Source organism: Rhodanobacter sp. UC4437_H4 (assembly GCF_052978425.1).
This window is the reverse complement of record NZ_CM129673.1, coordinates 936,899-960,839: the sequence shown is the minus strand read 5'-3', so window position 1 is coordinate 960,839 and position 23,941 is coordinate 936,899. Positions and strand designations below refer to the sequence as shown.

Here is a 23,941-nt window from a genome sequence, read left to right as displayed (position 1 = left end):
GTTATGCGTGCGCGTGGCGGTGTTTGTTGCGGTTGTCATTTTGGAGAACGCCCATGAAATCGTTTGCTGCTTGTCTCAGCCTCCCGCTGCTGCTCGCGGGCCTCACCATGGGTAGCGTCGCGTACGCGGCCGATTCTTACACCGATGGTTGGGTTGGCCATGTGGATGGCCAGCATTTGGACGTCTGTTATCGTGTCACGCCGCTGCCGGCGGTTGGTGCACGACTGGAGGTCCTGCGGACATCCTTCGTGATTCCCAACAAAGGGCCGCCCCGCCAACAGTTCGCGGTGGCGGGGTATGCCACGGTGACGTCGATCATCGACGCGCACTGCGTGCGTGCCGAGCTGACCCAGGGCACGGCGAAGCGAACCGATCACGCGCGACGCGCGGACTGAACGGACGCGACGACAAGGCCGCCAAGGCATGCTCCGCGACGGCCCATGGCGGAGTGACCAGGGCGCGGCTACGACATCCAGCCGATGCACTTCACCGGCGTCATGCCTGTCGCATCCTGCCTGCCGCCATTTCAGCAGGCATGCAACGAGGCGATCAGCGGGCAGGACACGCTGCGCTGACGTGCACCGCACTGTTCGACGAGCGCAGCGAGGGCCGTCTCCATGCGTGTAAGGTCGGCCAGTCGGCTGCGTACATCGGCCAGCCGCAGCGCGGCCAGATCGGCCGCTTCCGTGCAATGGGCACCGTCCTCCAGCCGCAGCAACTGCGCCACCTCATCGAGGCTGAACCCCAACCGCTGCGCGGATTTCACGAACTTCACCCGTGCGACCTCCGCGTTTCCGTAGCGACGAATGCCGCCCGGCGGACGGGTGGGCTCCGCCAACAGGCGCTTGCGCTGGTAGAAGCGGATCGTTTCGACATTGACCCCGGCTGCCTTGGCGAAGGCGCCGATGGAAAACGTATCCTGCGTGGAGGACATGGGCTTGACTCCGTACTTGACTACGGGAATACCTTAGATCATCGGCATTCCACGCTAAAGGAGAACCTCCATGCCCCTGCTCACCCGGTTGGCCGACAAGGCCGGACTGATCGGCAGTGTCGTCTCGGCAGCGGCCTGCGTGAATTGCTTTCCCGCCCTGGCCAGCCTCGGTGCGGCGATCGGGCTGGGCGTACTGAGCCCGTACGAAGGCCTGTTCATCCGCATCCTGCTGCCGGCGTTTGCGGGCATCGCGCTGCTCGCCAATGCGCTGGGCTGGCGCAGTCACCGGCGGTGGCCGCGGGCCGCGCTCGGTATGCTCGGCCCGCTGCTGGTGCTGCTGGCGGTATTCGTGATGCGGGCCAGTGGCCATCGCACCGGATGGCTGCTCTATCCGGGTCTGCTGCTGATGGTGGCGGTGTCCCTCCGCGATCTGCTGGCGCCGGCTCCCAGCGCATCCTGTCGCACAGCCAGCGATACGGCGGGTGCCCGCTGAACCGACACAATTGACAGGGGCATAGCGAAGACTATGCCAACACTTCACTCTCATTTCTCCGGCGAAACACTTGACGACCGAACTCATCCTGCAGAGCACGCTGACCTGCCCGCATTGCGGCCACCAGGCCACTGAAACCATGCCGACCGATGCCTGCCAGTTCTTCTACGACTGCCCCGGCTGCGGCAAATTGTTGCAGCCCAAACCCGGCGACTGTTGCGTGTTCTGTTCCTGGGGCAGTGTGCCGTGCCCGCCGATCCAGCAACAGAAGTCGTGCTGCGGGTAGACCATCTTCATAGGGGTCGGCTGGCGCCGGTAGGGGCTGTCTGAATTCATCACGACCGGCGCCCAAGTGAAATTGTCTAACAGCGCAGCTGTCGTATAGGATCGAAGAATGTATCGGTCTGCGCCATTACTGCTGACTCGCCTGCGCCGCCACCGCGGATTGTGGGTGTTGGCCGTGGCCGTGTTGCTGATCAAGCTGATCAGCGGATCGATCTGCGTGGCCGATGGGCCTAGTGCGCGATTCGCTTCGGCGACTGCTGCTGCCCCGACCACCCTGTTGGCGGATACCGCCGTCAGTACGGTATCGGCTGACGATGCGAATCTCTGTCTTCTGGGTGAAGGGCGCAGTTGCCATTGTGCCTGTGCGCATTCGGTGACGCTGCCGGCCAGCACGCCGCTTCCCCTCGCCATGATGGAAGCACGCTTCGCACCGCTCACCCTCCATTCGGGATTCACGCCGGCCACGACCGGCTCGCTGCTGCGCCCTCCGATCGCCTGAAACCGCTCCGTTTCGCGACACCGCCGCTTGTGCGGTGCATCGCTTCGTGACCGTTTTCAGGAGATCGCTTCATGTCTGTTTTTCGTTCGGTGCCGATCGGCGCCGTGTGTCTGTTGTACGCGGCGATGCTCAGTGCCGCCCCCGTATCCCATCCTTCCCCACCGGTAGTTCCCCTACCGACCTCGTTGGCGTCTTCTCCTTTGCAGGAGGCGGTGCGCCGTATCTGGCAAGCCAGTCCCGAGGTACAGGCCGCGCGGGCAGACCTTGATGCTGCCCAAGCTCGTGCGCGTGCCGCTGCACAGCCGCTGTACAACCCTTCGCTGTCGCTCGATGCGGAGGACGCCGACGTCAATCGACGCACGGCCGGCATCAGCCTGGCGCTGGATTTGTCCGGCAAGCGTCGTGCCCGGGCCACCCAGGGAGAGGCTGATCTGCTGGCTGCCGAGGCGGCCTATGACCGGGTGCGTCGCGACGTGGCAACCCGCTGGCTGAAGGCCTGGTCGACGGCCGCACTCGCGACCAGACAGAGCGAGCTGGGTCAGCGTCGCCTGGCGCTGATGCAGCGCTTCGATGACTTGGCCGCGCAGCGGCTGAAGGTGGGCGACATCAGCAGTCCGGAACGCGATCTGGCCGGTTTGGCCTTGGGCGAGGCGCAGGTGCAACAAGCCACACTCGTAGGCAACGAAGCGGCGGCCCGCGCGGCGTTGCTGGCCATCAGCGGCGATCAGCTGACTGCGCTGCCACCGTTGCCCGAGGGCCTGTCACCGGCACTCGACAATGTCACGCCGTTGCCCGTCGACGAGCTGCCGGAACTGCGTCAGGCCCGCGCCCAGCAAGCGAGTGCCGAGGCCGGCGTGCAAGTCGCCCGCAGGGCGCGCATTCCCGACCCCACGCTCAGCCTGACCGGCGGCCAAGTGCACAGCGGGCCGCGCACCGATCAGGTGATCGGTCTGAGCGTATCCATACCGTTGCCGGTGCTCAACAGCGGACGCGCCGAAGTGGATGCTGCCCTGGCGGAGGCCGACGCCGCGGCGGCTGCCGTGCGCTCGCGCGAGTTTGTGTTGCGCGCGGGACTGCGGGAAGCACAGGCCCGTTACGCAGCCTTGCGCAGCGCGACCGAAGCCTTTCGCAGCGGCCGTGCCGCCGCGTTCGAGGATCGCACCGCGTTGCTGGAGAAGCTCTGGCGTGCCGGTGAAATCAGCACGTCCGATTACCTCGTACAGCTCAAACAGAGCCTGGACACCGCGTTGTCCGGCCAGGAACTGGAAAGCCAGACCTGGCAGACCTGGTTCGACTACCTCACCGCTGCGGGCCGTCTCACCGACTGGCTCGATGGCCGCACTCAGGACGGTCCGACTCAGGACGGCCTCAATCAGGATATCCCCCGATGAATTGCTCTCTTTTGAAACGCAGCCTGCTGGGCATGACGCTGCTCGCGGCGCTGGCCGGCCCCGTCATGGCACAGGAACTGGCTCCCGCCAATCCGCTGGCGCTCGATGCCAAGGCGATCAAGGACGCCGGCATTGTCCTCGACAAGGCCGCTCCGCGCACCTTGACCGATGAACTGAAAGCGCCCGGCGAAGTAAAGGCCGATGCCTATTCCACCGTGCTGGTATCGCCACGCGTGGAATCCCAAGTACTGGCTCGCAAGGCCACGCTTGGCGACGTCGTCAAAGCCGGCGCGCCGTTGGTGGTGCTCTCCAGTGTGCAGGTCGCCGAGACGCAGGGCGCGTTGATCGTGGCCGAGCAGGACTGGCAGCGCATCGCGGCGCTCGGACCGCAGGCCGTCTCGGCACGGCGCTACAACGAAGCGAAGGTGCAGCGCGATCAGGCACGCGCCAAGTTGCGTGCCTACGGATTGTCCGACGGTCAGATCGGTGGCCTGCTGCGCAAGGGTTCGGCCGGTGCCGATGGCAGCTTCGAACTGCTCGCGCCAGCGGCCGGTCGCGTCACCACCGACGAGTTTCTGGTCGGTGAGCGGGTGGAACCGGGCCGCACGCTGTTCACCCTGGTCAAGGAAGATTCGGTATGGGTCGTGGCCCAGATGTCTCCGGCCGATGCCGAACGGGTCAAGCCCGATGCCGATGCCCGCATCCTCGTGCACGACACCGCGATACCCGGCAAGGTCGTGCAGCGCTCGCACCAGACCGATGAGCGTACGCGCACCGTGCCAGTACGCATCGAAGTCGACAACCGCAAGGATCTTTTGCATCCCGGTGAACTGGTCGAGGCACGCATCGTCACCGGGAGTGCCGTGCGGAAGCTGGCCGTTCCCGCCGAAGCGATCGTGTTGCTGCAGAACCAGCCGACTGTATTCCTCGCCAAAGGCAACGGCCAGTTCGAACCGGCACCGGTCATGGTCGGCGACACGCGGGATGGCTGGACGGCGGTCACCCAAGGCCTCAAGGCCGGCGACACCTACGTGCGCAAGGGCGCCTTCGCGTTGAAGGCCCGCTTGCTGCGCTCGCAGCTGGGAGAAGAATGATGCTGGAACGTCTGGTTGAATTCTCCCTGCGCTACAAGGTGCTGGTGCTGATCGCCTTCGTGGTGATCGGCTTCCTGGGTTTCCAGGCCGTACGCCAGCTTCCCATCGACGCCTTCCCCGACGTCACGCCGGTGCAGGTGAACGTCTATACCGAGGCCTCCGGCCTGGCCGCCGAGGATGTGGAGCAACTGCTCACTACGCCGGTGGAGTCGGCACTGGCCGGCCTGCCCAAGGTGGAACAGATCCGCTCGGTCAGCCTGTTCGGCTTGTCCTACGTGTCGGTGTACTTCGACGACAGCATGGACATCTACTTTGCCCGCCAGCTCGTCAACGAGCGGCTGCAGCAGGTGGGCGACCGCCTGCCGGCCGGCTACGGCAAGCCGGAGATGGGTCCGAACACCTCCGGCTTGGGCCAGGTGTTCTGGTACACCGTCGAACGGGCCGACGCCAAGCTCAAGGACGCCGCCAGCACCGGGGCACCCAGCGACATGGACTTGCGCACGCTGCAGGATTGGACGATCCGCCTGATCCTGCGCACCGCACCGGGTGTGGACGATGTCACCTCCTGGGGCGGCCAGGAAAAGCAGTACCAGGTGCGCATCGACCCGCTGAAGCTGATCGCGCACAAGCTCGGCTTCAAGGACGTGATCGAGGCCCTGCAGGCGAACAACGCGCAGGTCGGCGGCAACTTCATCGACGTCGGTCGCGAACAGTACCTCGTGCGTGGCTTGGGTCTGGTGCAGGACGCCAAGGACATCGGCAGCATCGTCCTGAAGACCGAGGATGGCATACCGGTCTACGTGCGCGATGTGGCCACCATCGTCGAAGCCGGTGCACCGCGCACAGGCGCGGTCACCCGCGACGGCAAGGAGGTGGTACTGGGCATGGCACTCGCTCGCATCGGTGAGAACGCCAAGAGCGTGGTCGATGCGGTCAAGGCCAAGCTCGGCACGGTCGAACAGGCGTTGCCACCGGGCGTGGTGGTCAAGCCGGTGTACGAACGCACCGAGCTGGTCAATGCAGCCGTGGAAACCGCCGTGCGTGCCTTGATCGAGGGTTCGATCCTGGTTGCGATCATCCTGTTCCTGTTCCTGGGCGAGTTCCGCAGCGCCATCGTGGTGGTAGTGGCGCTCCCGCTGGCCATGCTGATCGCCTTCATCTGCATGAATCAGGTCGGCCTCTCGGCCAACCTGATGTCGCTGGCGGGGCTGGCGATTGGCATCGGCATGATGGTGGATGGCGCGGTGGTGATGGTGGAGAACGCCTATCGCATCATGGCCGAGCGCAAGGCGCACGGGCTCCCGGTGGATCGCACCGCCGCGGTGCTGGCGGCCGCCCGCGAGGTGGCCAACCCGGTGGCGTTCGCCATCCTCATCATCATCGTGGTGTTCCTGCCGCTGTTCAGCCTGCAAGGGTTGGAAGGCAAGATGTTCAAGCCGATGGCGTTCAACATCAGCTTCGCGATGGCGGGCTCGCTGGTCCTCGCGCTGACGCTGATCCCGGTGCTGGCCGCGCTGGTGTTGAAACCGAAGGAAGAGAAGGACACCTGGCTGGTCGCGTTCCTGAAACGCCACTACGCCACGGTGCTGGCGTGGGCGCTCGCCCGCCGCAAGCTCGTGCTGGGCATCGCTGCCGGGGCCTTGATCGGCAGCCTGGCGCTGTTCCCGTTCCTCGGCAAGGAGTTCATGCCGAACCTGAAAGAAGGCGCCATCATGTGGCGCATCACCTCGATTCCGTCGGCATCGCTGGACGAATCCATCGCCATCTCCAAACAAGTGTCGACGCTGGTCAAACAGAAGTTTCCGGAAGTGGAGACCACGCTGGCAATGATCGGCCGTGCCGAGAAAGGCGAGACGGCGGACGTGAACTACATGGAGATGTACACACCGCTGAAGCCCAAGGATCAATGGCGCAAGGGCGAGACGCTGGAAAGCATCGAGGAAGCGATGCAGAAGGAGTTGTCGGCAGTATTGCCGACCGCGGTGGTGAGCTATACCCAGCCGATCCAGATGCGCATCGAGGAACTGATCTCGGGTGTGCGCGCCACGCTGGCACTGAAGATCTACGGCGATGACCTGGGCGAGCTGGATCGGTTGAGCGGCCGCATCAAGGACGTCCTGGCCGGGGTGCCCGGCGTGGCGGATCTGGCTCTGGAGGCGAACATCGGCAAACCGCAAATCCGTATCAAGGTCGATCGTGATGCGCTGGCCCGTTACGGCTTGAACGCCGACGACGTGCTCACTGTGGTGAAGAACGGCATCGGTGGTGAGCCGGTGACCACGCTACTCGATGGCGTGAAGCGTTTTGACATTGCCGTGCGGCTGGACGATGCGGACAAGGCCTCGTTGCCAGCCATACAGCGCATTCCGATCCGCACGCCCAGCGGTGCGCTGGTGCAGCTGTCGCAGGTGGCCGAGGTCAGCGATGCGGAAGGCTACTCGTTCATCCGCCGCGAGCAGTTGCAGCGCTATGCGGTGATCCAGATGGACGTGCGCGGCCGTGACATCGACGGCTTCGTCAAGGACGCCAATGCCGCCATCGCGCAACAGGTGAAATTGCCGACGGGCTACTACAGCGAATGGGGCGGCGCGTTCGAGAACCAGCAACGGGCGTTGAAGCGGCTGTCGCTGATCGTGCCAGCCACAATCTTCTTCATCTTCGTGCTGCTCTACACCGCCTTCAACTCGGTGAAGTACGCCGCGCTGATCCTGGCCAACGTGCCGTTCGCCACCATCGGCGGCATCGTCGGCCTGGCGATCACCGGGCAATACCTGTCGGTGCCCTCGGCGATCGGCTTCATCGCGGTGTTCGGCGTGGCGATGTTGAACGGCATCGTGCTGGTGAGCTTCTTGAACGAGCAACGCGAGAAAGGCTTGCCCGTGCGTGACGCGGTGATCCGCGGCACGGCGCTGCGCATGCGGCCGGTGATGATGACGGCGAGCGTGGCGATCCTGGGCCTGGTGCCGATGCTGCTCTCCAGCGGCGTCGGTGCGGAAACCCAGCGGCCGCTCGCCACCGTGGTGGTCGGCGGTCTGATCACCTCGACTCTGCTGACGCTGGTGCTGTTGCCGGTGCTCTACGACTGGATCGAAGAACGCGCCGCCCGGCGCCTCGCCAAGGAGAACACTCCATGAAAGAAGTCAAAGCGTTTATCCATCGCGGCCGCGTCGTTGACGTCATCCATGCCTTGGCGGATGCGGGGTTCCGTTACCTGTCGGTGAGCGACGTAAAGGGCCTGCTGACCGCGCTCAGTGAGCAAGAGCAAAGCTACTCGATCGAAATGGGCGAACGGGTCATCAAGCAGGTCAAGCTGCTGGTGTTTTGCGAGGACGATCAGGCCGAACGAGCGGTGCAGTTGATCCGCCTGCACGGGCGCACCGGCCAGAGTGTGGCGGGCTGGGTCTACCAGAGCACGGTGGATCAGGCATGGCCGATCGATGGGCGTGTGGACAACGACTGATCGTGGCGGCGGGAGCACTCCCGCCGCCGTATCGGTGTCATTTCATAACACGGCGGCGGCCGCGTAGAGTGGCCGCCGCCATGAGAGATTCCAATGCCTGAAGCATGCATCCAAGCCATCGGATTACCGGCTCATGACTGATACGTGTTGTGCCACCACCATCGATATTGCCGCGTTGCAGGCGCGGCAGCGTCGGGTGTTGATGATCGTTCTGGCGACCAACCTCGCCACCTTCGTGATGATGCTGTCCGCGGCGATCTACAGCGGTTCGTCGTCGCTGCTGTCCGGCGGACTGGACAACCTGGGCGATGCGCTCACCTACCTCTTGAGCCTTGCGGTTATTGGTGCCAGTGATCGCGCGAAAGCCCGGGTGGCATTATTCAAGGGCGCACTGATTCTTGGTGCGGCGCTTGCAGTCGCCATCCAGATTGGCTGGCGTCTCCTGCATCCGGGCGTGCCGATCTTCGAGGCGATCGGTATCGCCGCCTTGCTGAACCTGGTCGCCAATGCCGCATGTCTGCGCCTGCTGCTGCCTTACCGCAAAGGCGACGTCAACATGGCCTCGGCCTGGGAATGCTCACGCAATGACGTATTCGAAGGTATTGCCGTGCTGGCAGCGGCCGCCGGCGTCGGCATCTTCGGCGCAGGCTGGCCCGATCTGCTGATTGCATCGGCATTGTTGCTGATGTTTATACGCTCGGCATGGCGGGTGTTCCGCATGGCGTGGTGCAGCTACACGAACGGAGACAAATGATGAGTGCCGGACACGATCATGTGGGTACAGAGATCAAGCACGAGACGCCGCTGTGGTGGGCACTCGGCCTGACCAGTACGTTTCTTGTCGTCGAGATCATCGGCGGTTTGCTTACCAACAGCTTGGCCTTGTTGTCGGATGCGGCACACATGGCCACCGATGTGATCGCGCTGACGATCTCGCTGACCGCCGTGCGCCTGGCTCGACGTCCGCCCGACGCGAAACGCACCTATGGTTACGCGCGCATGGAAGCCATCGGCGCACTCGTCAACGGTGGCTTGCTGTTCCTCGTCGCCGGTTACATCTTGTGGGAGGCGGCGCGGCGCTTCAGCGAACCGCCTTCGGTGGCCTCCACTGGCATGCTGGTGATCGCGGTACTGGGGCTGGTGATCAACCTCATCTCGATGCGATTGCTCAAGGCCGGCAGCGGTGAAAGCCTCAACGTGAAAGGTGCCTATCTGGAAGTTTGGGCCGACATGCTTGGTTCAGTAGGCGTCATCATCGGCGCGTTGATCATCAAGTTCACCGGCTTCTACCTTGCCGATCCCATTATCGCCGTGTTGATTGGTTTGTGGGTATTGCCGCGGACATTGATCCTGCTGCGAGAGGCAGGGAATGTCCTGATGGAGGGGGCGCCTCGTGGCGTCGATACTGGAGAGGTTCGCAACGAAATGTTGGCGACTCCAGGCGTGGCTGCACTGCACGATGTGCACGTATGGGCGCTGAGCAGCACGCGTTCGGCGATGGCGGCGCATGTGATCATGGATGGCGACGCATCAGACGCGGAAGCGCTGCGGCTCCGGTTGGCGCAGATGCTGGAAGCGCGCTTTGGCATTCATCACGTGACACTGCAGGTCGAAACAACGTCGTGTGGGCATGGGTGCGAGGAGCCACAAAAGGTTTGACCTCCACAGCCGCTTCGCCAAACTGCCCGCCGGTGCCGCTTCCGCGCGATGACTCTCCGTCGGCGTGGCTGCAACAGGAACCGCGCCGTCTTGTCCAAACCAGCGAGCTCATTGCGCGTGCGATGCCGGTGGACCTGAGCGATCGCGTGTGCCGCGGGCAGACGCTAGCCACGGTGGAAAGCAACGACAGCATGTGCGGCTGCATGGTCACCGCCGCTGGACGGGTGGGGTGCTGGCACGCAACCACAACCAACCACTCAGCATGGCCAGCCCGCCCATCGCGAGGGCTCCCAGCATATCGCCGGGATAATGCACGCCCAGGTAGATGCGCGCCCATGCCATGGGCAGACTGAACAGTGCGATCCCGGTGCCCCATGCTCGGGTGCGTCGATCCAGCAACAGCATGCCGGCGACGACCCACTGCGCGGTCAGATGGTCGCTGGGAAAGCTGCCTGTCGCCGCATGCGAAACCCAGGCTTGGCCGACACCGGCCACGAAGGGGCGTGCTCGATCCCAGAAGAGGCCGATGGCCAGGTTCGCGAGCAGTGCCATGGCAGCAGCACCTGCTGCTTTAAGAGCTGGCACTCGCATTGCCCATCGGGGAAACACCAGCATCGCCGCAAGGAGGACGACAGTCAGCATCAACGGCCCATTGGCCAGACCGCGTGCCAGATGAAGCATCGTGGGCGATGGCCGTGTGGACGGATGGATGGCGTGGAACAGTCGCAGGTCAACGGCATACACCACCGGACCAAGCCCTGACACCGGAGAGGTCATGGCTTGACGGTCGATTCGCTGGCCGCAACTCGCGCTTCCTTTGCTTCGCGCAGAATGCCTAGAGCCTCTTTGAGCACGTAGCAGGCGATGGCCGCACCGATGACCAGGTCGGGCAACGCACTGTGCAGGACTAGCACCAGCACACCGGAGATGATCACTGCCAGGTTGGCGATGACGTCGACCCGCGTGAACAGCCACGTGGCGCGCAGATGCACTTCGCCGTGACGGAACCGTTCCAATAGCCTCAACACGGTGGCATTCACGATCAAGGCGATGAGGGCAATGCCCATCATCCAACCACCCTCGGGATGACTGCCCGCAACGAGTCGCCACACCACACCCGCGACGACACCGGCGCCCAAGATCAGCAGCAACGTGCCGCTCACGGAAGCGGCCGATGCTTTGAAGCTTGTACTGCGCTGCCAGGCGACGAGCGCGATGCCGTACGCACTCGCGTCGGCGAGCATGTCCAGCGAATCGGCGATCAGCCCCATCGATTGCGCGATCAGACCCGCGACAATGCCGACCACAAACATCGTGGCATTCAGAACCAGCGCGAGGTGGAGGATGCGTCGCTCCGCTTCATTGCTGGCTTCAGTGTGACAACCACATTCAGTCATGCCCTATTGCCTTCATTCTGCATCGGGGAGAACTTCCCTGGTCGTGGTGGCTGACGCGGAGGATTGGCGGCCGCGACGGATATTGAACGCGAATCCGACCGCCAGCAGCACCAGAATCGTCAACTGGGCCAGCAAGGATTGCCACGTCGGATAAATGCCCAGCAGTTCGATATGCGGCACCGGCGCGACGCTTACTGTGACCCAGCCGGCCTCCTGCAGGGCGGCGATCCCCTTGCCGGTCAGCACGATGGCGAGCAAGGCGATCAGCGCCGAACTGGCGGAGAAGAATGTGCCGATCGGCAGCCGCCGGCTGGTGCGCAGCAGCACCCAGGCGATCAGCCCCAGCACGGCCGCGCCGGCCGCGATACCGCCGAGCAGCCATACTTCCTGGCCGTCGTTCCACAGCGCGGCGTAGAACAGGATGCTCTCGAACACCTCGCGGTACACCGAGATGAAGGCCAGCCCGAAAAGGAACCACGCAGAACGCCGGTTGAGCGCAGCCGCCATCTTTTCCTTCAGGTACGCCTGCCAGCGACCGCCGATACTTTTCTGGTGCATCCACAGACCCACTCCGAGCAACACGAACGCCGCAAACAGCGACGACAGTCCTTCGGTCAATTCACGGCCGGCACCACTGATGGAAATCGCATAGCTGGCGATCGCCCAAGTGATCCCGCCGGCGACGAGCGCAAGCATCCAGCCCGCATGAACATAGCGCAGCGCTTCGGGTCGCGCGGCCTTGCGCAGAAAAGCGAGCAGCGCGACCACGACCAGCAGGGCTTCCAGGCCCTCGCGAACCAGGATGGTGAAGGCCCCCAGAAAGATAGCGGCAACGTCGCCCGCCGCATCGGTAGTGACCTCCTGCGCGCGTACCAATAGATCATCGACAGCGTCTGCCTGTTTCACCACCGACGCCATGGAAGCGCTGCTCGACAGCGCAGTGCGATAGGCGCCCATGGCTGTTTCGAGCTGAGCGCGCAGTGCACTGTCGTGTGCGTTAAGTTGCGGTTCGACCGGTTCCACACCATCGAGGTAGGCGGACAGTGCCAGTTGGGTGGCTTGCGTTTCCGCGCCGGCACGGTAAGCCGCCAGACTCGCCGCCAGTCGCGCTCGCGCTAGAGGAATGCCAGTCAAGGCTTCTTGCTGGATGACGTCCGGGTGAGCCCGCAGATAACCCACGATCGTCCGAGCACGCTCCGCGCCGAGCGTGGGCGTCAACTGCGCCACGCGCGCACGCGACAGCTCCTTCAGATCGGCGATCTGTGCCCGTGCGGCGGTGTCGTGTTGCCAAGTGTCGGCGCCAGTGACTGCCTCCTTGGTATAAGCCAGCGAGCCCACGTAGTATGCCAGTGCCCAACGGTCGTCTGAGGACAGTTGCTGCGCGTAGCTCGCCATCGGCGTGCCTTCCACGCCTTGGCTTATCACCTCATATAACGACAGCGCGCTGCGCTGATCGGCCCGCGTCTGATCGGTGAAGTTCACCGGCCGGGGCGACAGCTGCAGGCCAGCGGGCCCATCACCGTGTCCGGTGGCTCCATGACAGGCAGCGCACTGGGTTTGATAGAGCGTTGTCCCGCGGGTCAGATCGGGCGCGTGTTCTGGTGCGGTCGGCACCGGGTACGCCTGGAGTAGCGCATCGGCCAGCGCATGCGCCTGCGTAGCTACCTGAGCGGGTGTCGCCTTGGCATCGACCGAGGCCACCAGCGCATCCGCCTGTTGCAAGAGTGCCGGTGTGGCGACGGTCGGTGGTAACGCGGTGATGCGCGATCGCGCCGTTGCCGTGAACTCCCGCATCTCGGCGTACTCGGATGTGCTGATGACAGCGCCACTCTTCACCGCGCCTGCGTAATCGGTCGCTAGGTAATCAAGCATCTGCCAAGTCTGTGGAACCGAGGTCATCGCGTCCTGAGCTGTGACCGGGAAGGCCGTCATGCCGAACAGCAGAAGTATCGCCGTGAAAAGGCTGCGCAAAATATTGCGAATACGATTCATTGTCATTCAAGGATGGTACTCGTCCTTGAGCAATTCGCCAGCACATCACCTCAGCCTGAGCGTCTGCCGATTCAGCACCAGCAACCGTGCTGCGGCATGCCCAGTCACAAGTTAAGGTCATCCAGCAGATTTGTGCGGCTCGGCGGGACGCAATTGAAGTCGCCGTCGAATCCCTCGGTGATCAGGGCGTCGGATCCACACCGCGTGGCCGCGCAGTTCTCAGGAATGCCGGTGGCGATGATGGATGTCCGGATAATGCGGATGGCTGTGCACCAGCGGTTCGTGCAGGTGCGGATGGGTATGAGGTTCCTTGCCGTCCCACGGGAAGTCGTGGGCGTGCTGGTGATGCTCGTCGTGGTAATGGCGGTGGTTGTGCGCCAGTGCCTCATGCGCGTGCTCGTGCGCATGCCGCTCGCTGACGTGCAGCCACACGCCGAGCGCCATCAGCGCGCCGGCCAGCCAGAACGCGAGCGGCGGATGTTCGGCGATCAGCAGCAGCGACAGGCCGGCGCCGACGAACGGCGCGGTGGAGAAGTACGCGCCGGTGCGCGCCGTGCCCAGGCCGCGCAGGGCGAGCACGAACAGCACCAGGCTCAGGCCGTAGCCGACGAAGCCGAGCGCTCCGGTGGCGAGCAGGGGCAGGATGGCCGGGAAGCGATAGCCCATCACCAGCGCGAGGGTGAGTGTGATGATTCCGGCCACGCCGCCCTTGATCGCGGCTATCTGCACTGGGTCGCCGCCGGCGACGGGGCGTGTCAGGTTGTTGTCGATCGCCCAGCACAGGCATGCGCCGGCGATCGCCAGCGCGCCCCACGGAACCTCGCTGCCGGCCTGGCGCTGCCAGGACAGCAGCACGCTGCCGGCAACGATCGCCAGCATGCCCAGGAACACGCGCCGATCCACATTCTCGCGAAACACCACCCAGGCGAGCACGGCGGTCAGCACGCTTTCCAGGTTGAGCAACAGCGAGGCCGTGGACGCGGGCGTCTGCGCCAGCCCCAGCATCAGCAGGATCGGACCGAGCACGCCGCCGAACAGCACCGCGCCGGCGAGCCATGGCGCGTCCCGTCGCGTCAGTGGTGCCTCAGCGGCGCGCTGGCGGCGCAGCTTGCGCAGCAGCAGCCATAGCGACAGGCCCAGCCCCGAGCCGGCGTACAGCAGCCCGGCCAGCAGCAGCGGCGGCGTCGTGTCCAGCAGCAGCTTGGCCAGCGGCGTGCCGAGGCCGAACAAGGCTGCCGCGGCCAATGCCTGCAAGATGCCGCGGTGGTGCTGGTGGTTGGCGGTCGTCATGTGTTCGCCCCGATGAATCAACGCTGGCGCGCCGTGGCAGCGTAGTGCGCGAGGTTCGCTCAGTCGACCATGCTGTGGCTTTCGGTGGTGCCAAGCAGCTCCGGCTGGGTGGTGACGCGCTGCTTGCGATGCAGCAGCGGATGCACGAACACTGCAGCGAGGATCACCGCCACGCCGAGATAGAACCAGTGATCGAGTTCGTGCTGCTCGCCGAGCAGCACGATCGCCAGCACGATCGCGTAGACCGGTTCCAGGTTGGTCACCATCTGGGTGCCGAACGCCGTCATGTGGCGCAATGCCACCAGCGCCAGCGTGAACGGCAGCAGGGTGCAGCCGAACGCCAGCGCCAGCAGCAGCAGCGCGTCGTGCAGGTTCGGCAGCACGAACAGCGCGCCCTGGTGCGGCAGCAGCGGCGCCAGCAGGGTGAGGAACGCGGTACCGGTGCCCAGCTCGATGAAGGTCACCGTCAGCGGATCGCCCGATTCGACCATGCGCTTGTTGAGCGAGCCGAACAGCGCCACGAACAGCGCCGACAGCACGCCCACCGCGATGCCGATGCGCATGTCCACCGGCACGCCGCCGACCACCATCACCACGCCCGGCACTACCGCCACGCCGATCAGCAATTCGCGCGGATCGAATTTGCGCTTGGCGAGCCACGGCTCGATGAAGGCCAGGAACACCGGCCCCAGCGCGATGCAGGTGGCGCCCACCGAGGCATTGGACAGCTTGATCGCGGCATAGAAGGTCAGCCAGTGCAGCGACACCAGTACGCCGATGCCGGCATATGCGCCGATCAGCCGCCATGACATCGCCCGCAACTGGCGCCGCACCCGCGGCACCATCAGCAGCGCACCGGTTACCAGCAGCATGCGCCACCACACCAGCGGCAGCGCCTGCAAGGTGATCAGCTTGCCCAGGATCGCGGTAAAGCCCCACAGCAACACGCAGAAATGAATCTGCAGACGAGCCTGATTGACGGGGTGCATGGGCGTACGCGCAAGGGAAGTCGCGGCATTCTAGCGCCATGCCTGGCACGACTCGCGTGCCCGTGCAGGAGCGCACCCTGTGCGCGATGCCTTTGGGTGTCGGGACGAAGCGCGGGGCACCGCGGTACGGTGCGCTCGCGCTTCGACGCCACGTGGTTTGAGTTTGTCTGCCGCTGTGGCAGATTGACCCGACCTGACTGCCTTGGGGAATCGCATGTCCAGCTTCCGCTCTGTCTGCATGGCGCTGTTGCTGCTGGGTGTGCTGCAGGCGATCTGCGGGTGCTCGAAGAAGCAGGAGGTCTCGCCAGCACCGGTCAGCGGAGAGCAGTCGAAGTCCGGGGCGATGCTGGCTTATGAGCACACGCTCCGGATCAAACTGCCGGAAGCGAAAATTGCCGATCGCCTGGCGGCGGCCCGGCAGGCTTGCGAGTCGGATCGATTCGGTGCCTGCAACGTTCTGCGCATCCGGCAGGATGAGCACTCGGCATCGCTGGTCGTGCGAATCGTGCCAGATGGCGTTGAGCCGATGGCGAAGCTGGCATCTCAAGACGGCACGGTCGGATACCGGCAGACCCGGGCCGAGGATCTCGCCGATGTGGTCACCGACAACCGGCGTCAGCGCGACTTGCTGGAAAAGCAAGCCCAACATCTGGCGGACCTCGCCGCGCGCAAGGACATGGCCGTTGCCGATCTGATCGCGCTCAGCCACGAGCAGGCCTCGGTGGAAAGCCAACTGCAATCGCTGCAGGCCGCTGGGGCAAATCAGCAGCGCCGGCTGGATACCAATCGGCTCGAACTGGATTTCGACAGTAGCGATGCCCGCAGCGGGCGTATCGGTATCGGCTTTTCCGGCTTGCCCGACGAGGTGGCGGCCGGCGTGGTCGATGCGTTGGGGCTGCTCGGCTACGGCTTGCCCTTTCTGATTCTGGCCTTCCCGCTGGCGATGCTGTGGCGCCGGTTATGGCGCCGGTTCACCCGCTCCGGACGGCAGCTGCACTGAACGTTGCCGGTTGGCGGACGGTACGGTCGTGCGGTGAAACCGCCGACAGATGGTCATTTCCCGCTTGATTGAGTCTTCTGGCCCGAGCCACGTAGTTGCATCAGCACCGCGCGGCAGGTGTTCTCGCCGCTGTCCTCGTTTTCGTGGCTGGGCGCGATCAACGCGATCAGTGCGGCCGCCGGTGCGGCGACGGCGCCCAGGGCTAAGGCGCCGGCGCCGCGCAGCAGCAGCGGCCCCTTCTGCACGCCGACGTCGGGGTGCTTGAGCGTGCCGCGAACATACAGCGGCGAGCGCAGGGAGAGGATGCGCAGGCCCTTGGTGTGCGGTTTCACGTCGAGGTCGAGTTTCTCGCTGGCGAGATTCACCGTGCCATCCACCTTGATCAGCGCGTCGTCGGTGTCGAACACGAACAGGCGCATGTCGAACAGGCCGTGCTTCGCGACCATGTCGGTGGCGGCGCAGTTGATCTCCACCGTCTTGTCGCCGAACAGCTTGCCGATGATGATGTTGCCCACGTTGAGGCCGGCGGTTTCCAGCAGCGTCTTGCTGATCGCGCCGTCGTTCATCAGCAGCTTCAGCTCGCCGTCGGCGCTGCCGAGCAGGGCGGCGATGGAATTGCCTTCGGCGGTGAGGTTGGCGTCGCCGTTGATCTCGCCGAAGCTGGTGCGCATCGGCGAGAACTGCGGGAACAACTGTTTCAGCTTCAGGTGGCGCGCATGCAGCTCCAGCACGCCGGGCATCGGCGCGCGGCTGCCGTCGAGGGTGATGTTGCTGCGCACGGTGCCGCCGGCCACGCCGAAGGTCAGCAGGTCGAGGTAGAGCGCGCCGTTGCTCAGCACGAGGTGCGTGTGCAGCGAGTCGATCGGCAGTGCCTTGCCGTGCTCGATGCGGGTGGCACTGAAGTCCACGTCGGCGTCCATGGTTTGCCAGCGCCCGGTGCGGAACGGCGCTACCGGCAGCAGCTTGTCGGTCGGCTGCGAGCTGTCGGGACGGTCGACCGTGGCGGTGTCGGAGTCCGCGCCGATCAGTGGAGCCAGGTCGGCGAAGCGCAGCAGGTTCGAGTGCAGCTTGCCGCTCAGTTTCGGTCGTTCGCCGCCAGTGACGAACAACAGGTCGCCGGCGAGGTCGCTGCCACCGACGTGGCCGCGGAAGTCCTGGTAGTGATAGCGGCCGGAGCCCTCGCCCAGCCTGGCGCTCAGGTGGCCCTCGGTGGCGTAGGGCGGCGTATCGGGCAGGGTGATGCCGGTCAGCGGGTACAGCTTGGCCATGCTGCTGCCGGAGAACCACAGGCGCAGGTCGAGCGCGCCCAGTTGCAGCGGATCGGTCAGCGTGCCGACCAGGGCGATGTGGCTGTCGCCGATGTGCACGTCGGCCTGCACCGGAAAGGGCCGGCTGGCGTCCTGCAACGCCAGCACGGCACCGGTCTTGCCTTCGCCGGTGAGCGCACCGCCCTGGTACGTGCCGCTGGCTTGCCAGGCGAACTGGTAGCTGGTCGCGCTGGCCGATTTGTCCCTGGGCACTTCCGGCGCCTTGGCGGCGGCCTTGCCGGTGGTCTTCTGCGCCTGCTTGCGGGCGTCGGCGCTCTGTTGCGCCACGATGTCGTCGTAGGGAATCGCCGCCTGCAACGGTTTCACGGCGACCTTGAGCCTGGTCTGCGTGACCGCGTCATCCAGCCGGATCACGCCGTGGTCGAAACCGACCGAGCCCACGTCCAGATGCCATGCCGACGGCCCGGATTTCTTCGGTGGATTGAAGCGCCAGGTGGCGCGACCGTCCTTGTCGCGCTCCAGGTCGATGCTGGGGTTCACCAGTTGCACGCTGGGTACCTCGATGCGATGCACCAGCAGCGCCCACGGCGAGAGCCGGAAGCGCAGCGCATCCAGCTGTGCGAATGGCGTTTGCGCGGCCCAGTCGGGATTGGCGATGCGGATGTCACGCGCGGTGAACTCGGGCCACGGCACCCAGGCGGCGGGGCCGCTGCGGCTGCGGTCCCGGCGCCAGTCCAGCGTGAGGTCGCCGTTGATGGAAAAGGGCCGGCCGATCGCCTGGCTGACCTTGTCGCCGATGAACGGCCGCAGCCGGTTCCAGTCGAACGTGGCGATCACGATCAGTGCCACCACGAGCAACGCCAGCACGACGCTGCCGATCACCACCAGTGACTGGGTGCCACGCTTCATGGGTTCGCTCCGCGGTCCGCGACCTGCGCACCGGGTTGGCGCACGCGCAGGTCATTCCACGGAAGTCATAACCAGGTCGATGACAAGGTTATGTGCTCGACCGTCGTTGCCGTTCAGCTTTTACCCGCCGGGGTGATAGCTGCGTTCGGTGTGGCCCTTCAATTGTTCCGGCCAGAAGTACACGGTGCGCAGGTTGCCGGTGGTGTAGCGCTCCGCCTCGTCGTTGAAGTGCGGAGAATCGGGGTGCCCGCTTTCGCCGCCGGCGGTGATCGCCCGCGCATGCACCTTCGGCCCGAATTCGACGGCAGCCACGAAGCTGTTGCCGCCGGTGCCGTAGTAGCGCTTGGTACCCGGCCAGCGATGCGCGCCGAACGAGGCCAGCGAACCCCAGCGCGAGGAGGTGAACGGCACCGGGATGCTGGGCTTGGCGTCGTCGAATTTCTGCACGATGTCGCCGTTGATGCGCTGGAAGCGGTTGATCTCGCCCCACGGCACGCCCCAGCTGCCGAAGTCCTGGGTCAGCCGGTCGGAGGCTTCGACCAGCGCATGGAGGCGCGCCTTGGCGCCGGCCTTGGCGGCCATCCGGTCGTAGATCGACAGGCCTTCGGCGGTGTCGGCCTTGCTCACTTCGTCCCACAGCGTATCGCCCCAGAACACCGCCAGCGAGGTCGGCATCGAGGCGATGCCCCAGCGGTAGTCCCAGTCGCGCAGCAACTGGATCGGCCCGGCGAGTTTCGCGCGCAGGGGATCGTCGGCGGGCAGCGCGTCGTAGTCGGCGATCAGGATCGGCAACTGGCGCGCGAACGCGGGCAGGTAGGAGTCGAACGCGGCGGTGATCAGCGAGGGCAGGGTGGCCTGCCTGATGCCGGTGAGCAGGCGGATGGCATGCAGGCCGCGCGGGTTCTCGCCGAAAGTATCCATGTAGCGCGGGTAGTCGGCCTGCTTCGGGCTGTACGCGCCGGCGGCGGAGTACGGCCAGTTGTTGGTGTTGAAGGTCCAGCCGTTGGGCGGGTTCACTACCTGCGGCAGCTGGTCCAGCGGCGTCAGGCCCTGCCAGTCGGTGGCCGGATCGCTGCCGTCCACGGGTTTGGTGTAGTCGAAGCGGTTGTCGCGCCTGGGCACGAATTGCGGCAGCAGGAAGGCGATCTCGCCCTTGTCGTCGGCAAACAAGGTGTTGTTGGACGAGTTCGCCTTCAGCTCGGCGACCTTCATGTAGCTGGCGAGATCATGCGTCCTGGTGCGCAGCCAGCTCTGCTCCAGCGCGGGGATCGGCTTGTTCATCAGTGCTTCGGCGATCCACTTGCCGTCCGCCTCGCGCACGATCGGGCCGTGATGGGTGAAGTGCGCGGTGAACGTGCGCTGCGCCAGCGCGCCGCTCTTGTCGCGATACGACAAGGTGATCTGGCGTGACGTCACCGGCCGCAGTTCCTTGCCGTAGCGGTAGAACAGCTTGCCGTCCCGGTGCACGATGGTCTCGGCGAACTCGTCGACCACGTCGACGCCGGTCGAGGTATGCATCCAGCCCACGTGCGGGTTGAAGCCCTGGTAGATGAAGAACTGGCCCCAGGTCACCGCGCCGTAGGCATTCAGCCCCTCGTCGCTGGACATCTGCAGTTCGGAGCGGAAGAAGAACGAGGTGTGCGGGTTGATCAGCAGCAGCGCGTGGCCGTCGGCGGTGAGCTTGGGCGCGATCGCGATGCCGTTGGAGCCGGTAGGTTCGATCCAGCTGGGCTGCGTGTGCACCTGCGCCAGCGGCGCGTCGTCGGGACTGCCGTAGAACGCCTTCAGCGGTGCCAGCTCCACCCGCTCGATGTCGCCGCCGATGCTGCCTTCGGTGAACGACAGCGCCATCCACGGCTCGAAACGGGTGAGCACGCGCGGGTGCACGTCGGGATGAGTGGCGAGGTAGTAGTTGAGCCCGTCGGCCCAGCTGTCCATCAGCTGGCGCAGCCAACGCGGGCTTTGCGCGTACAGCTTCTTCAACTCGGCCGGATCGATGAACAGGCGCTGGCGCAGGTCCTGCCACAGCGCAGAGTCGTCGGCGTCCTTCGCCTCGGCCAGCCGGCCCAGCGCGATCAGGTAGTTGGTCTCGACCCGGTTGAAGTCGTCCTCGGCCTGGGCGTAGGCCATGCCGAACACCGCGTCCGCATCGGTCTTGCCGTGCACGTGGGCGATGCCCCAGTCGTCGCGGGTGATCGTCGCCGCCTGCGCCTGGCGCTCCCAGCGCGACTGCTCCGGGGTAGCCGCGGTGGCGGTTTGCAGCAGGCTCCATGCCAGCAGTGCGGCGATGACCAGCACGGTCGACGCCCTGTGCGCCCGCGCGATGCCGCCGAGGATGCGTGTATTCATCTGTTGCCCCTTGATGACCGACCGGTCTGCCCAGCGTAGCCCATTCCGCCCGCACCGCGCTGTCGCCCGCTCAGCCGCCGAAACGCTCGCGCAAGGCAGCACGGTGGCGTCGGCTGCAGGGGATGGTGGCACCGTCACGCATGGTCAGGCGGGCGTCGCCGGTATCCAAGGGCTCGATCTGGGCGAGGTAGTCGAGGTTGACGAAATAGCCGCGGTGCACGCGCACGAAACGCGCCGGGTCCAGCCGCTCCTCGATCGCCGCCATGGTGCTGCGCAGCGGGTAGTCGCGACCGTGCACATGCAGGTTCACGTAATTGCCCGAGGCCTGCAGCCATTCGACCTCGCTGGCATTGAGCAGGAATTCCCGCCCCAGCTTGCGCACCAGGAAGCGTTCGGGCCGCTCGACCGGTTCGGCCGGCTGTCCCTCGTCGGGGGCGGCCAGCAAGCGCGCCTCGCCCTGCCAGCGGATCAGCCACAGGCGCGACAGGCACAGCAGCGCGATGATGACGAAATAGGTGCGGATGTCCTTCAGATACTCGTAGCCGTAGTGCGCGCCGAACTGGTCGTGGGAACCGACCAGCGCGTAACAGAGCCGACGCAGCGCCACCATGCCGGTGACATGGATGAGGCTGAACGGGACCGTGGCCAGCAGGTGGCGCGGCAGGCTGTGCCGCCAGGTATCGACGCGGAACGGCCAACGGCGTTCCAGCGCGATCACGAACGGGATCAGCGCCAGGATCAGGAGGGCGCTGCTGAACTCCCACACCCAGGGTTTCCACGTGTCCACGTCGGGATGGTCGGTCAGCGCAACCAGCGCATTGAATCCGGCGTTGAGGATGACCAGGGCCACCCAGAAGCCGACTTCGATGGGTCGCCGCCAGCGCTGGAAATCGTCGAAGCTGAGGCCGGGGCGTTCGTTCATCCGGCGATTCTACGCAAAGCCCCGCGACCCGTCCCCGCAGCCCTGCCGTCCGTCCCCGTGACGGGTCGATCCGTCACCTGGCGGGCGACAGCGCGGCCGGAGGCGCTGCAAGATGGAGCCCTCGACCCCACCATCGGAACGCCCATGAACCGCCGCGATCTGCTCAAGGCCGCTGTCGCCGCATCGCTCCTGCCCTTGGCGCTGTCGCCGGTCGCCCGGGCGCTGGCCGGTACCCGCAACCATCTTTCCCGATTGCTGCGCCGGGTGCGGCCGGGCGATCCGGCGTGGCCCGACGCCGACGCCTGGGAAACGCTGAGACAGCAGGTCGGCGGACGCCTGCTGAAACTGCAATCGCCATTCGCGCCGGGGGCGACTGCCGCTGCCCGGGCCGAGGCGCTGGCGCAGATCAAGAATCCGTTCTACGTCGGCGACAACCCCGCGCTGACCCAGACCAGCGGCTGGCTGGATGCCTGGGCCTCGCAGCCCAGCACGTACGCCGTGGCCGCCGAGAGCACGGCCGACGTGGTCGCCGCGGTGAACTTTGCCCGTCGGCATCATCTGCGGCTCGTCGTGAAAGGCGGCGGCCACAGCTACCAGGGCACCTCGAACGCGCCCGACTCCCTGCTGGTGTGGACGCGGCACATGCACGACGTGACCCTGCACGATGCCTTCGTCGGCCACGGCTGCGCGGGCAAGCAGGCCGCACAGCCGGCGGTGAGCATCGGCGCCGGCGCGATGTGGATCGACGCCTACGACGCGGTAACCACCAGGGGCGGCCGCTACGTGCAGGGCGGCGGCTGCACCACGGTGGGCGTGGCCGGGCTGGTGCAGAGCGGCGGCTTCGGCAGCTTCTCCAAGCATTACGGCACCGCGGCGGCGGGCCTGCTGGAAGCCGAAGTCGTCACCGCCGACGGCCAGGTGCGCATCGCCAACGCCTGCACGAATCCGGATCTGTACTGGGGCCTCAAGGGTGGCGGCGGCGGCAGCCTTGGCGTGGTCACGCGCCTGACCCTGCGCACGCGCGAGCTGCCGGCGTTCTTCGGTGGCGTGTTCGGCACGATCGAGGCCACCACCGATGCCGCCTATCGCGCGCTGATCGCGCGGGCGATCGCGTTCTATCGCAGCGACCTGTTCAATCCGCACTGGGGCGAGCAGATGGGCTTCAGCGGCCGCAAGCTGGAACTGAGCATGCTGTGCCACGGGCTGGATCAGGCGCAGATGGAAAAGGTCTGGGCGCCGTTTCTCGACTGGGTGAAGGCGCGCGCGGAATATCGCTACGCCGATCCGATGAAGATCTTCGCGATGCCGGCGCAGCACATGTGGGACGTGGATTTCATGCGCCAGAATGCGCCCGGCGTGATGGTGACGGACAACCGGCCCGGCGCGCCGAAGCACCATGCCTACTGGGCGACCAATGTGGGGGAGGCGGCCTGGTTCCTGCACGCCTACCAGTCGGCGTGGTTGCCGGCCACGCTGCTGCACGAGGATCGCCAGGGTGCACTGGTCGATGCGCTGTTCGACGCCGCGCGCGAATGGAGCGTGGGCCTGCATTTCAACAAGGGACTGGCCGGCGCGCCCGCGACGGAAATCGCCGCAGCGAGAGACACCGCGACCAACCCGCAGGTGCTCGATGCGTTTGCGCTGGCGATCATCGCCGGGGGCGGTGCACCGGCCTTTCCGGGCATGCCGAAACCGGATCTGGCGAAGGCGCAGCGCGCCGCCGCCAGCATCGGCACGGCGATGGCCGCCCTGCGCAAGGTCGCGCCGAACGCGGGTGCCTACGTCTCCGAGAGCGATTACTTCCAGCGCGACTGGCAGGCCGCGTTCTGGGGCACCCACTACCCGAAGCTGCTCGCCGTGAAGCGCCGCTACGATCCCGACGGCCTGTTCTTCGTCCACCACGGCGTGGGCAGCGAGGGTTGGAGCGGCGAGGGGTTCGTCCCGCCAGCGTGATCGGGTCGTGCCATGGCGTGTGAACGGACAAGCGGCGATGGGGTTTGACTCTAGACC

General features: G+C 65.6%; 21 protein-coding genes. 12 read left to right on the top strand and 9 right to left on the bottom strand.

Going from position 1 to position 23,941, the window contains the following annotated elements:
- The first annotated feature begins 53 nt into the window (after positions 1–53).
- Complete coding sequence (locus ACVCL3_RS04720) at positions 54–395, top strand: hypothetical protein (protein ID WP_447099196.1); 342 nt, start codon at positions 54–56, stop codon at positions 393–395.
- Between the two features lie 131 nt (positions 396–526).
- Here ACVCL3_RS04720 and merR read toward each other — a convergent pair whose 3' ends face one another.
- Positions 527–934: an Hg(II)-responsive transcriptional regulator gene (gene merR, locus ACVCL3_RS04715; protein ID WP_447099195.1), complete on the bottom strand. Its 408-nt coding sequence runs from the start codon at positions 932–934 to the stop codon at positions 527–529.
- Positions 935–1,004: 70 nt separating this feature from the next.
- Between merR and merC the strand changes: the two genes are divergently transcribed.
- The 9 genes from merC (at position 1,005) to ACVCL3_RS04670 (ending at position 9,815) form a co-directional block, all read left to right on the top strand.
- Entirely contained in the window at positions 1,005–1,427 is a 423-nt protein-coding gene (gene merC, locus ACVCL3_RS04710; RefSeq protein ID WP_447099194.1) for an organomercurial transporter MerC, read from the top strand.
- Positions 1,428–1,497: 70 nt separating this feature from the next.
- Positions 1,498–1,713: a GDCCVxC domain-containing (seleno)protein gene (locus ACVCL3_RS04705; RefSeq protein ID WP_447099193.1), complete on the top strand. Its 216-nt coding sequence runs from the start codon at positions 1,498–1,500 to the stop codon at positions 1,711–1,713.
- A gap of 174 nt (positions 1,714–1,887) precedes the next feature.
- Complete coding sequence (locus ACVCL3_RS04700) at positions 1,888–2,211, top strand: hypothetical protein (protein WP_447099192.1); 324 nt, start codon at positions 1,888–1,890, stop codon at positions 2,209–2,211.
- A 212-nt stretch (positions 2,212–2,423) separates the two neighbouring features.
- Complete coding sequence (locus ACVCL3_RS04695; RefSeq protein ID WP_447099469.1) at positions 2,424–3,602, top strand: TolC family protein; 1,179 nt, start codon at positions 2,424–2,426, stop codon at positions 3,600–3,602.
- Positions 3,599–4,696: an efflux RND transporter periplasmic adaptor subunit gene (locus tag ACVCL3_RS04690; RefSeq protein WP_447099191.1), complete on the top strand. Its 1,098-nt coding sequence runs from the start codon at positions 3,599–3,601 to the stop codon at positions 4,694–4,696. Before ACVCL3_RS04695 ends, ACVCL3_RS04690 begins: the two co-directional genes overlap by 4 nt.
- Entirely contained in the window at positions 4,696–7,830 is a 3,135-nt protein-coding gene (locus tag ACVCL3_RS04685) for an efflux RND transporter permease subunit (protein ID WP_447099468.1), read from the top strand. Before ACVCL3_RS04690 ends, ACVCL3_RS04685 begins: the two co-directional genes overlap by 1 nt.
- Complete coding sequence (locus tag ACVCL3_RS04680) at positions 7,827–8,156, top strand: P-II family nitrogen regulator (RefSeq protein ID WP_447099190.1); 330 nt, start codon at positions 7,827–7,829, stop codon at positions 8,154–8,156. The genes ACVCL3_RS04685 and ACVCL3_RS04680 overlap by 4 nt, the downstream gene beginning before the upstream one ends.
- Positions 8,157–8,289: 133 nt before the next feature.
- A complete protein-coding gene (locus tag ACVCL3_RS04675) occupies positions 8,290–8,910 on the top strand; it encodes a cation transporter (RefSeq protein WP_447099189.1) in 621 nt (206 codons plus the stop codon).
- Positions 8,910–9,815 carry a cation diffusion facilitator family transporter gene (locus tag ACVCL3_RS04670; RefSeq protein ID WP_447099188.1) on the top strand — a complete coding sequence of 302 codons (906 nt, stop codon included), beginning with the start codon at positions 8,910–8,912 and terminating at the stop codon, positions 9,813–9,815. Before ACVCL3_RS04675 ends, ACVCL3_RS04670 begins: the two co-directional genes overlap by 1 nt.
- A 207-nt stretch (positions 9,816–10,022) precedes the next feature.
- On the opposite strand, the gene ACVCL3_RS04665 is transcribed toward ACVCL3_RS04670, so the two are convergent.
- From ACVCL3_RS04665 to ACVCL3_RS04645, 5 genes are all read right to left on the bottom strand, one after another.
- The gene (locus ACVCL3_RS04665; RefSeq protein ID WP_447099187.1) at positions 10,023–10,592 is read right to left on the bottom strand and encodes a phosphatase PAP2 family protein; all 570 of its coding nucleotides are present in this window, start codon (positions 10,590–10,592) and stop codon (positions 10,023–10,025) included.
- Positions 10,589–11,212 carry a cation transporter gene (locus tag ACVCL3_RS04660; RefSeq protein ID WP_447099186.1) on the bottom strand — a complete coding sequence of 208 codons (624 nt, stop codon included), beginning with the start codon at positions 11,210–11,212 and terminating at the stop codon, positions 10,589–10,591. The genes ACVCL3_RS04665 and ACVCL3_RS04660 overlap by 4 nt, the downstream gene beginning before the upstream one ends.
- A 12-nt stretch (positions 11,213–11,224) precedes the next feature.
- A complete protein-coding gene (locus ACVCL3_RS04655; RefSeq protein WP_447099185.1) occupies positions 11,225–13,204 on the bottom strand; it encodes an FTR1 family protein in 1,980 nt (659 codons plus the stop codon).
- Positions 13,205–13,423: 219 nt separating this feature from the next.
- Positions 13,424–14,494 carry an EamA family transporter gene (locus tag ACVCL3_RS04650; protein WP_447099184.1) on the bottom strand — a complete coding sequence of 357 codons (1,071 nt, stop codon included), beginning with the start codon at positions 14,492–14,494 and terminating at the stop codon, positions 13,424–13,426.
- Between the two features lie 59 nt (positions 14,495–14,553).
- Positions 14,554–15,483 (bottom strand): DMT family transporter, encoded by a 930-nt coding sequence (locus tag ACVCL3_RS04645; RefSeq protein WP_447100561.1) that lies wholly within the window; start codon positions 15,481–15,483, stop codon positions 14,554–14,556.
- A 214-nt stretch (positions 15,484–15,697) separates the two neighbouring features.
- Here ACVCL3_RS04645 and ACVCL3_RS04640 point away from each other — a divergent pair, with 214 nt between their 5' ends.
- On the top strand, positions 15,698–16,483 hold the full coding sequence (locus ACVCL3_RS04640; RefSeq protein ID WP_447100560.1) for a DUF4349 domain-containing protein: 786 nt from the start codon (positions 15,698–15,700) through the stop codon (positions 16,481–16,483).
- A 53-nt stretch (positions 16,484–16,536) separates the two neighbouring features.
- Here the strand turns inward: ACVCL3_RS04640 and ACVCL3_RS04635 are convergent, their stop codons facing one another.
- From ACVCL3_RS04635 to ACVCL3_RS04625, 3 genes are all read right to left on the bottom strand, one after another.
- Positions 16,537–18,660 carry an AsmA family protein gene (locus ACVCL3_RS04635; protein ID WP_447100559.1) on the bottom strand — a complete coding sequence of 708 codons (2,124 nt, stop codon included), beginning with the start codon at positions 18,658–18,660 and terminating at the stop codon, positions 16,537–16,539.
- Between the two features lie 120 nt (positions 18,661–18,780).
- On the bottom strand, positions 18,781–21,009 hold the full coding sequence (locus tag ACVCL3_RS04630; protein WP_447100558.1) for a penicillin acylase family protein: 2,229 nt from the start codon (positions 21,007–21,009) through the stop codon (positions 18,781–18,783).
- 70 nt (positions 21,010–21,079) lie between these two features.
- Positions 21,080–21,931, bottom strand: coding sequence for a LytTR family DNA-binding domain-containing protein (locus tag ACVCL3_RS04625; protein ID WP_395117649.1), 852 nt, complete (start codon positions 21,929–21,931; stop codon positions 21,080–21,082).
- 144 nt (positions 21,932–22,075) lie between these two features.
- On the opposite strand from ACVCL3_RS04625, the gene ACVCL3_RS04620 reads away from it, so the two are divergent.
- Positions 22,076–23,884, top strand: coding sequence for an FAD-binding protein (locus ACVCL3_RS04620; RefSeq protein ID WP_447100557.1), 1,809 nt, complete (start codon positions 22,076–22,078; stop codon positions 23,882–23,884).
- Positions 23,885–23,941: the final 57 nt, after the last annotated feature.

Excerpts from the sequence above, each read along its gene's own strand:
- ACVCL3_RS04720 (WP_447099196.1), top strand. The coding sequence starts at position 54 with ATGAAATCGTTTGCTGCTTGTCTCAGCCTCCCGCTGCTGCTCGCGGGC.
- merR (WP_447099195.1), bottom strand. The coding sequence starts at position 934 with ATGTCCTCCACGCAGGATACGTTTTCCATCGGCGCCTTCGCCAAGGCA.
- merC (WP_447099194.1), top strand. The coding sequence starts at position 1,005 with ATGCCCCTGCTCACCCGGTTGGCCGACAAGGCCGGACTGATCGGCAGT.
- ACVCL3_RS04690 (WP_447099191.1), top strand. The coding sequence starts at position 3,599 with ATGAATTGCTCTCTTTTGAAACGCAGCCTGCTGGGCATGACGCTGCTC.
- ACVCL3_RS04685 (WP_447099468.1), top strand. The coding sequence starts at position 4,696 with ATGCTGGAACGTCTGGTTGAATTCTCCCTGCGCTACAAGGTGCTGGTG.
- ACVCL3_RS04680 (WP_447099190.1), top strand. The coding sequence starts at position 7,827 with ATGAAAGAAGTCAAAGCGTTTATCCATCGCGGCCGCGTCGTTGACGTC.
- ACVCL3_RS04675 (WP_447099189.1), top strand. The coding sequence starts at position 8,290 with ATGACTGATACGTGTTGTGCCACCACCATCGATATTGCCGCGTTGCAG.
- ACVCL3_RS04670 (WP_447099188.1), top strand. The coding sequence starts at position 8,910 with ATGAGTGCCGGACACGATCATGTGGGTACAGAGATCAAGCACGAGACG.
- ACVCL3_RS04665 (WP_447099187.1), bottom strand. The coding sequence starts at position 10,592 with ATGACCTCTCCGGTGTCAGGGCTTGGTCCGGTGGTGTATGCCGTTGAC.
- ACVCL3_RS04660 (WP_447099186.1), bottom strand. The coding sequence starts at position 11,212 with ATGACTGAATGTGGTTGTCACACTGAAGCCAGCAATGAAGCGGAGCGA.
- ACVCL3_RS04655 (WP_447099185.1), bottom strand. The coding sequence starts at position 13,204 with ATGAATCGTATTCGCAATATTTTGCGCAGCCTTTTCACGGCGATACTT.
- ACVCL3_RS04650 (WP_447099184.1), bottom strand. The coding sequence starts at position 14,494 with ATGACGACCGCCAACCACCAGCACCACCGCGGCATCTTGCAGGCATTG.
- ACVCL3_RS04645 (WP_447100561.1), bottom strand. The coding sequence starts at position 15,483 with ATGCACCCCGTCAATCAGGCTCGTCTGCAGATTCATTTCTGCGTGTTG.
- ACVCL3_RS04640 (WP_447100560.1), top strand. The coding sequence starts at position 15,698 with ATGTCCAGCTTCCGCTCTGTCTGCATGGCGCTGTTGCTGCTGGGTGTG.
- ACVCL3_RS04635 (WP_447100559.1), bottom strand. The coding sequence starts at position 18,660 with ATGAAGCGTGGCACCCAGTCACTGGTGGTGATCGGCAGCGTCGTGCTG.
- ACVCL3_RS04630 (WP_447100558.1), bottom strand. The coding sequence starts at position 21,009 with ATGAATACACGCATCCTCGGCGGCATCGCGCGGGCGCACAGGGCGTCG.
- ACVCL3_RS04625 (WP_395117649.1), bottom strand. The coding sequence starts at position 21,931 with ATGAACGAACGCCCCGGCCTCAGCTTCGACGATTTCCAGCGCTGGCGG.
- ACVCL3_RS04620 (WP_447100557.1), top strand. The coding sequence starts at position 22,076 with ATGAACCGCCGCGATCTGCTCAAGGCCGCTGTCGCCGCATCGCTCCTG.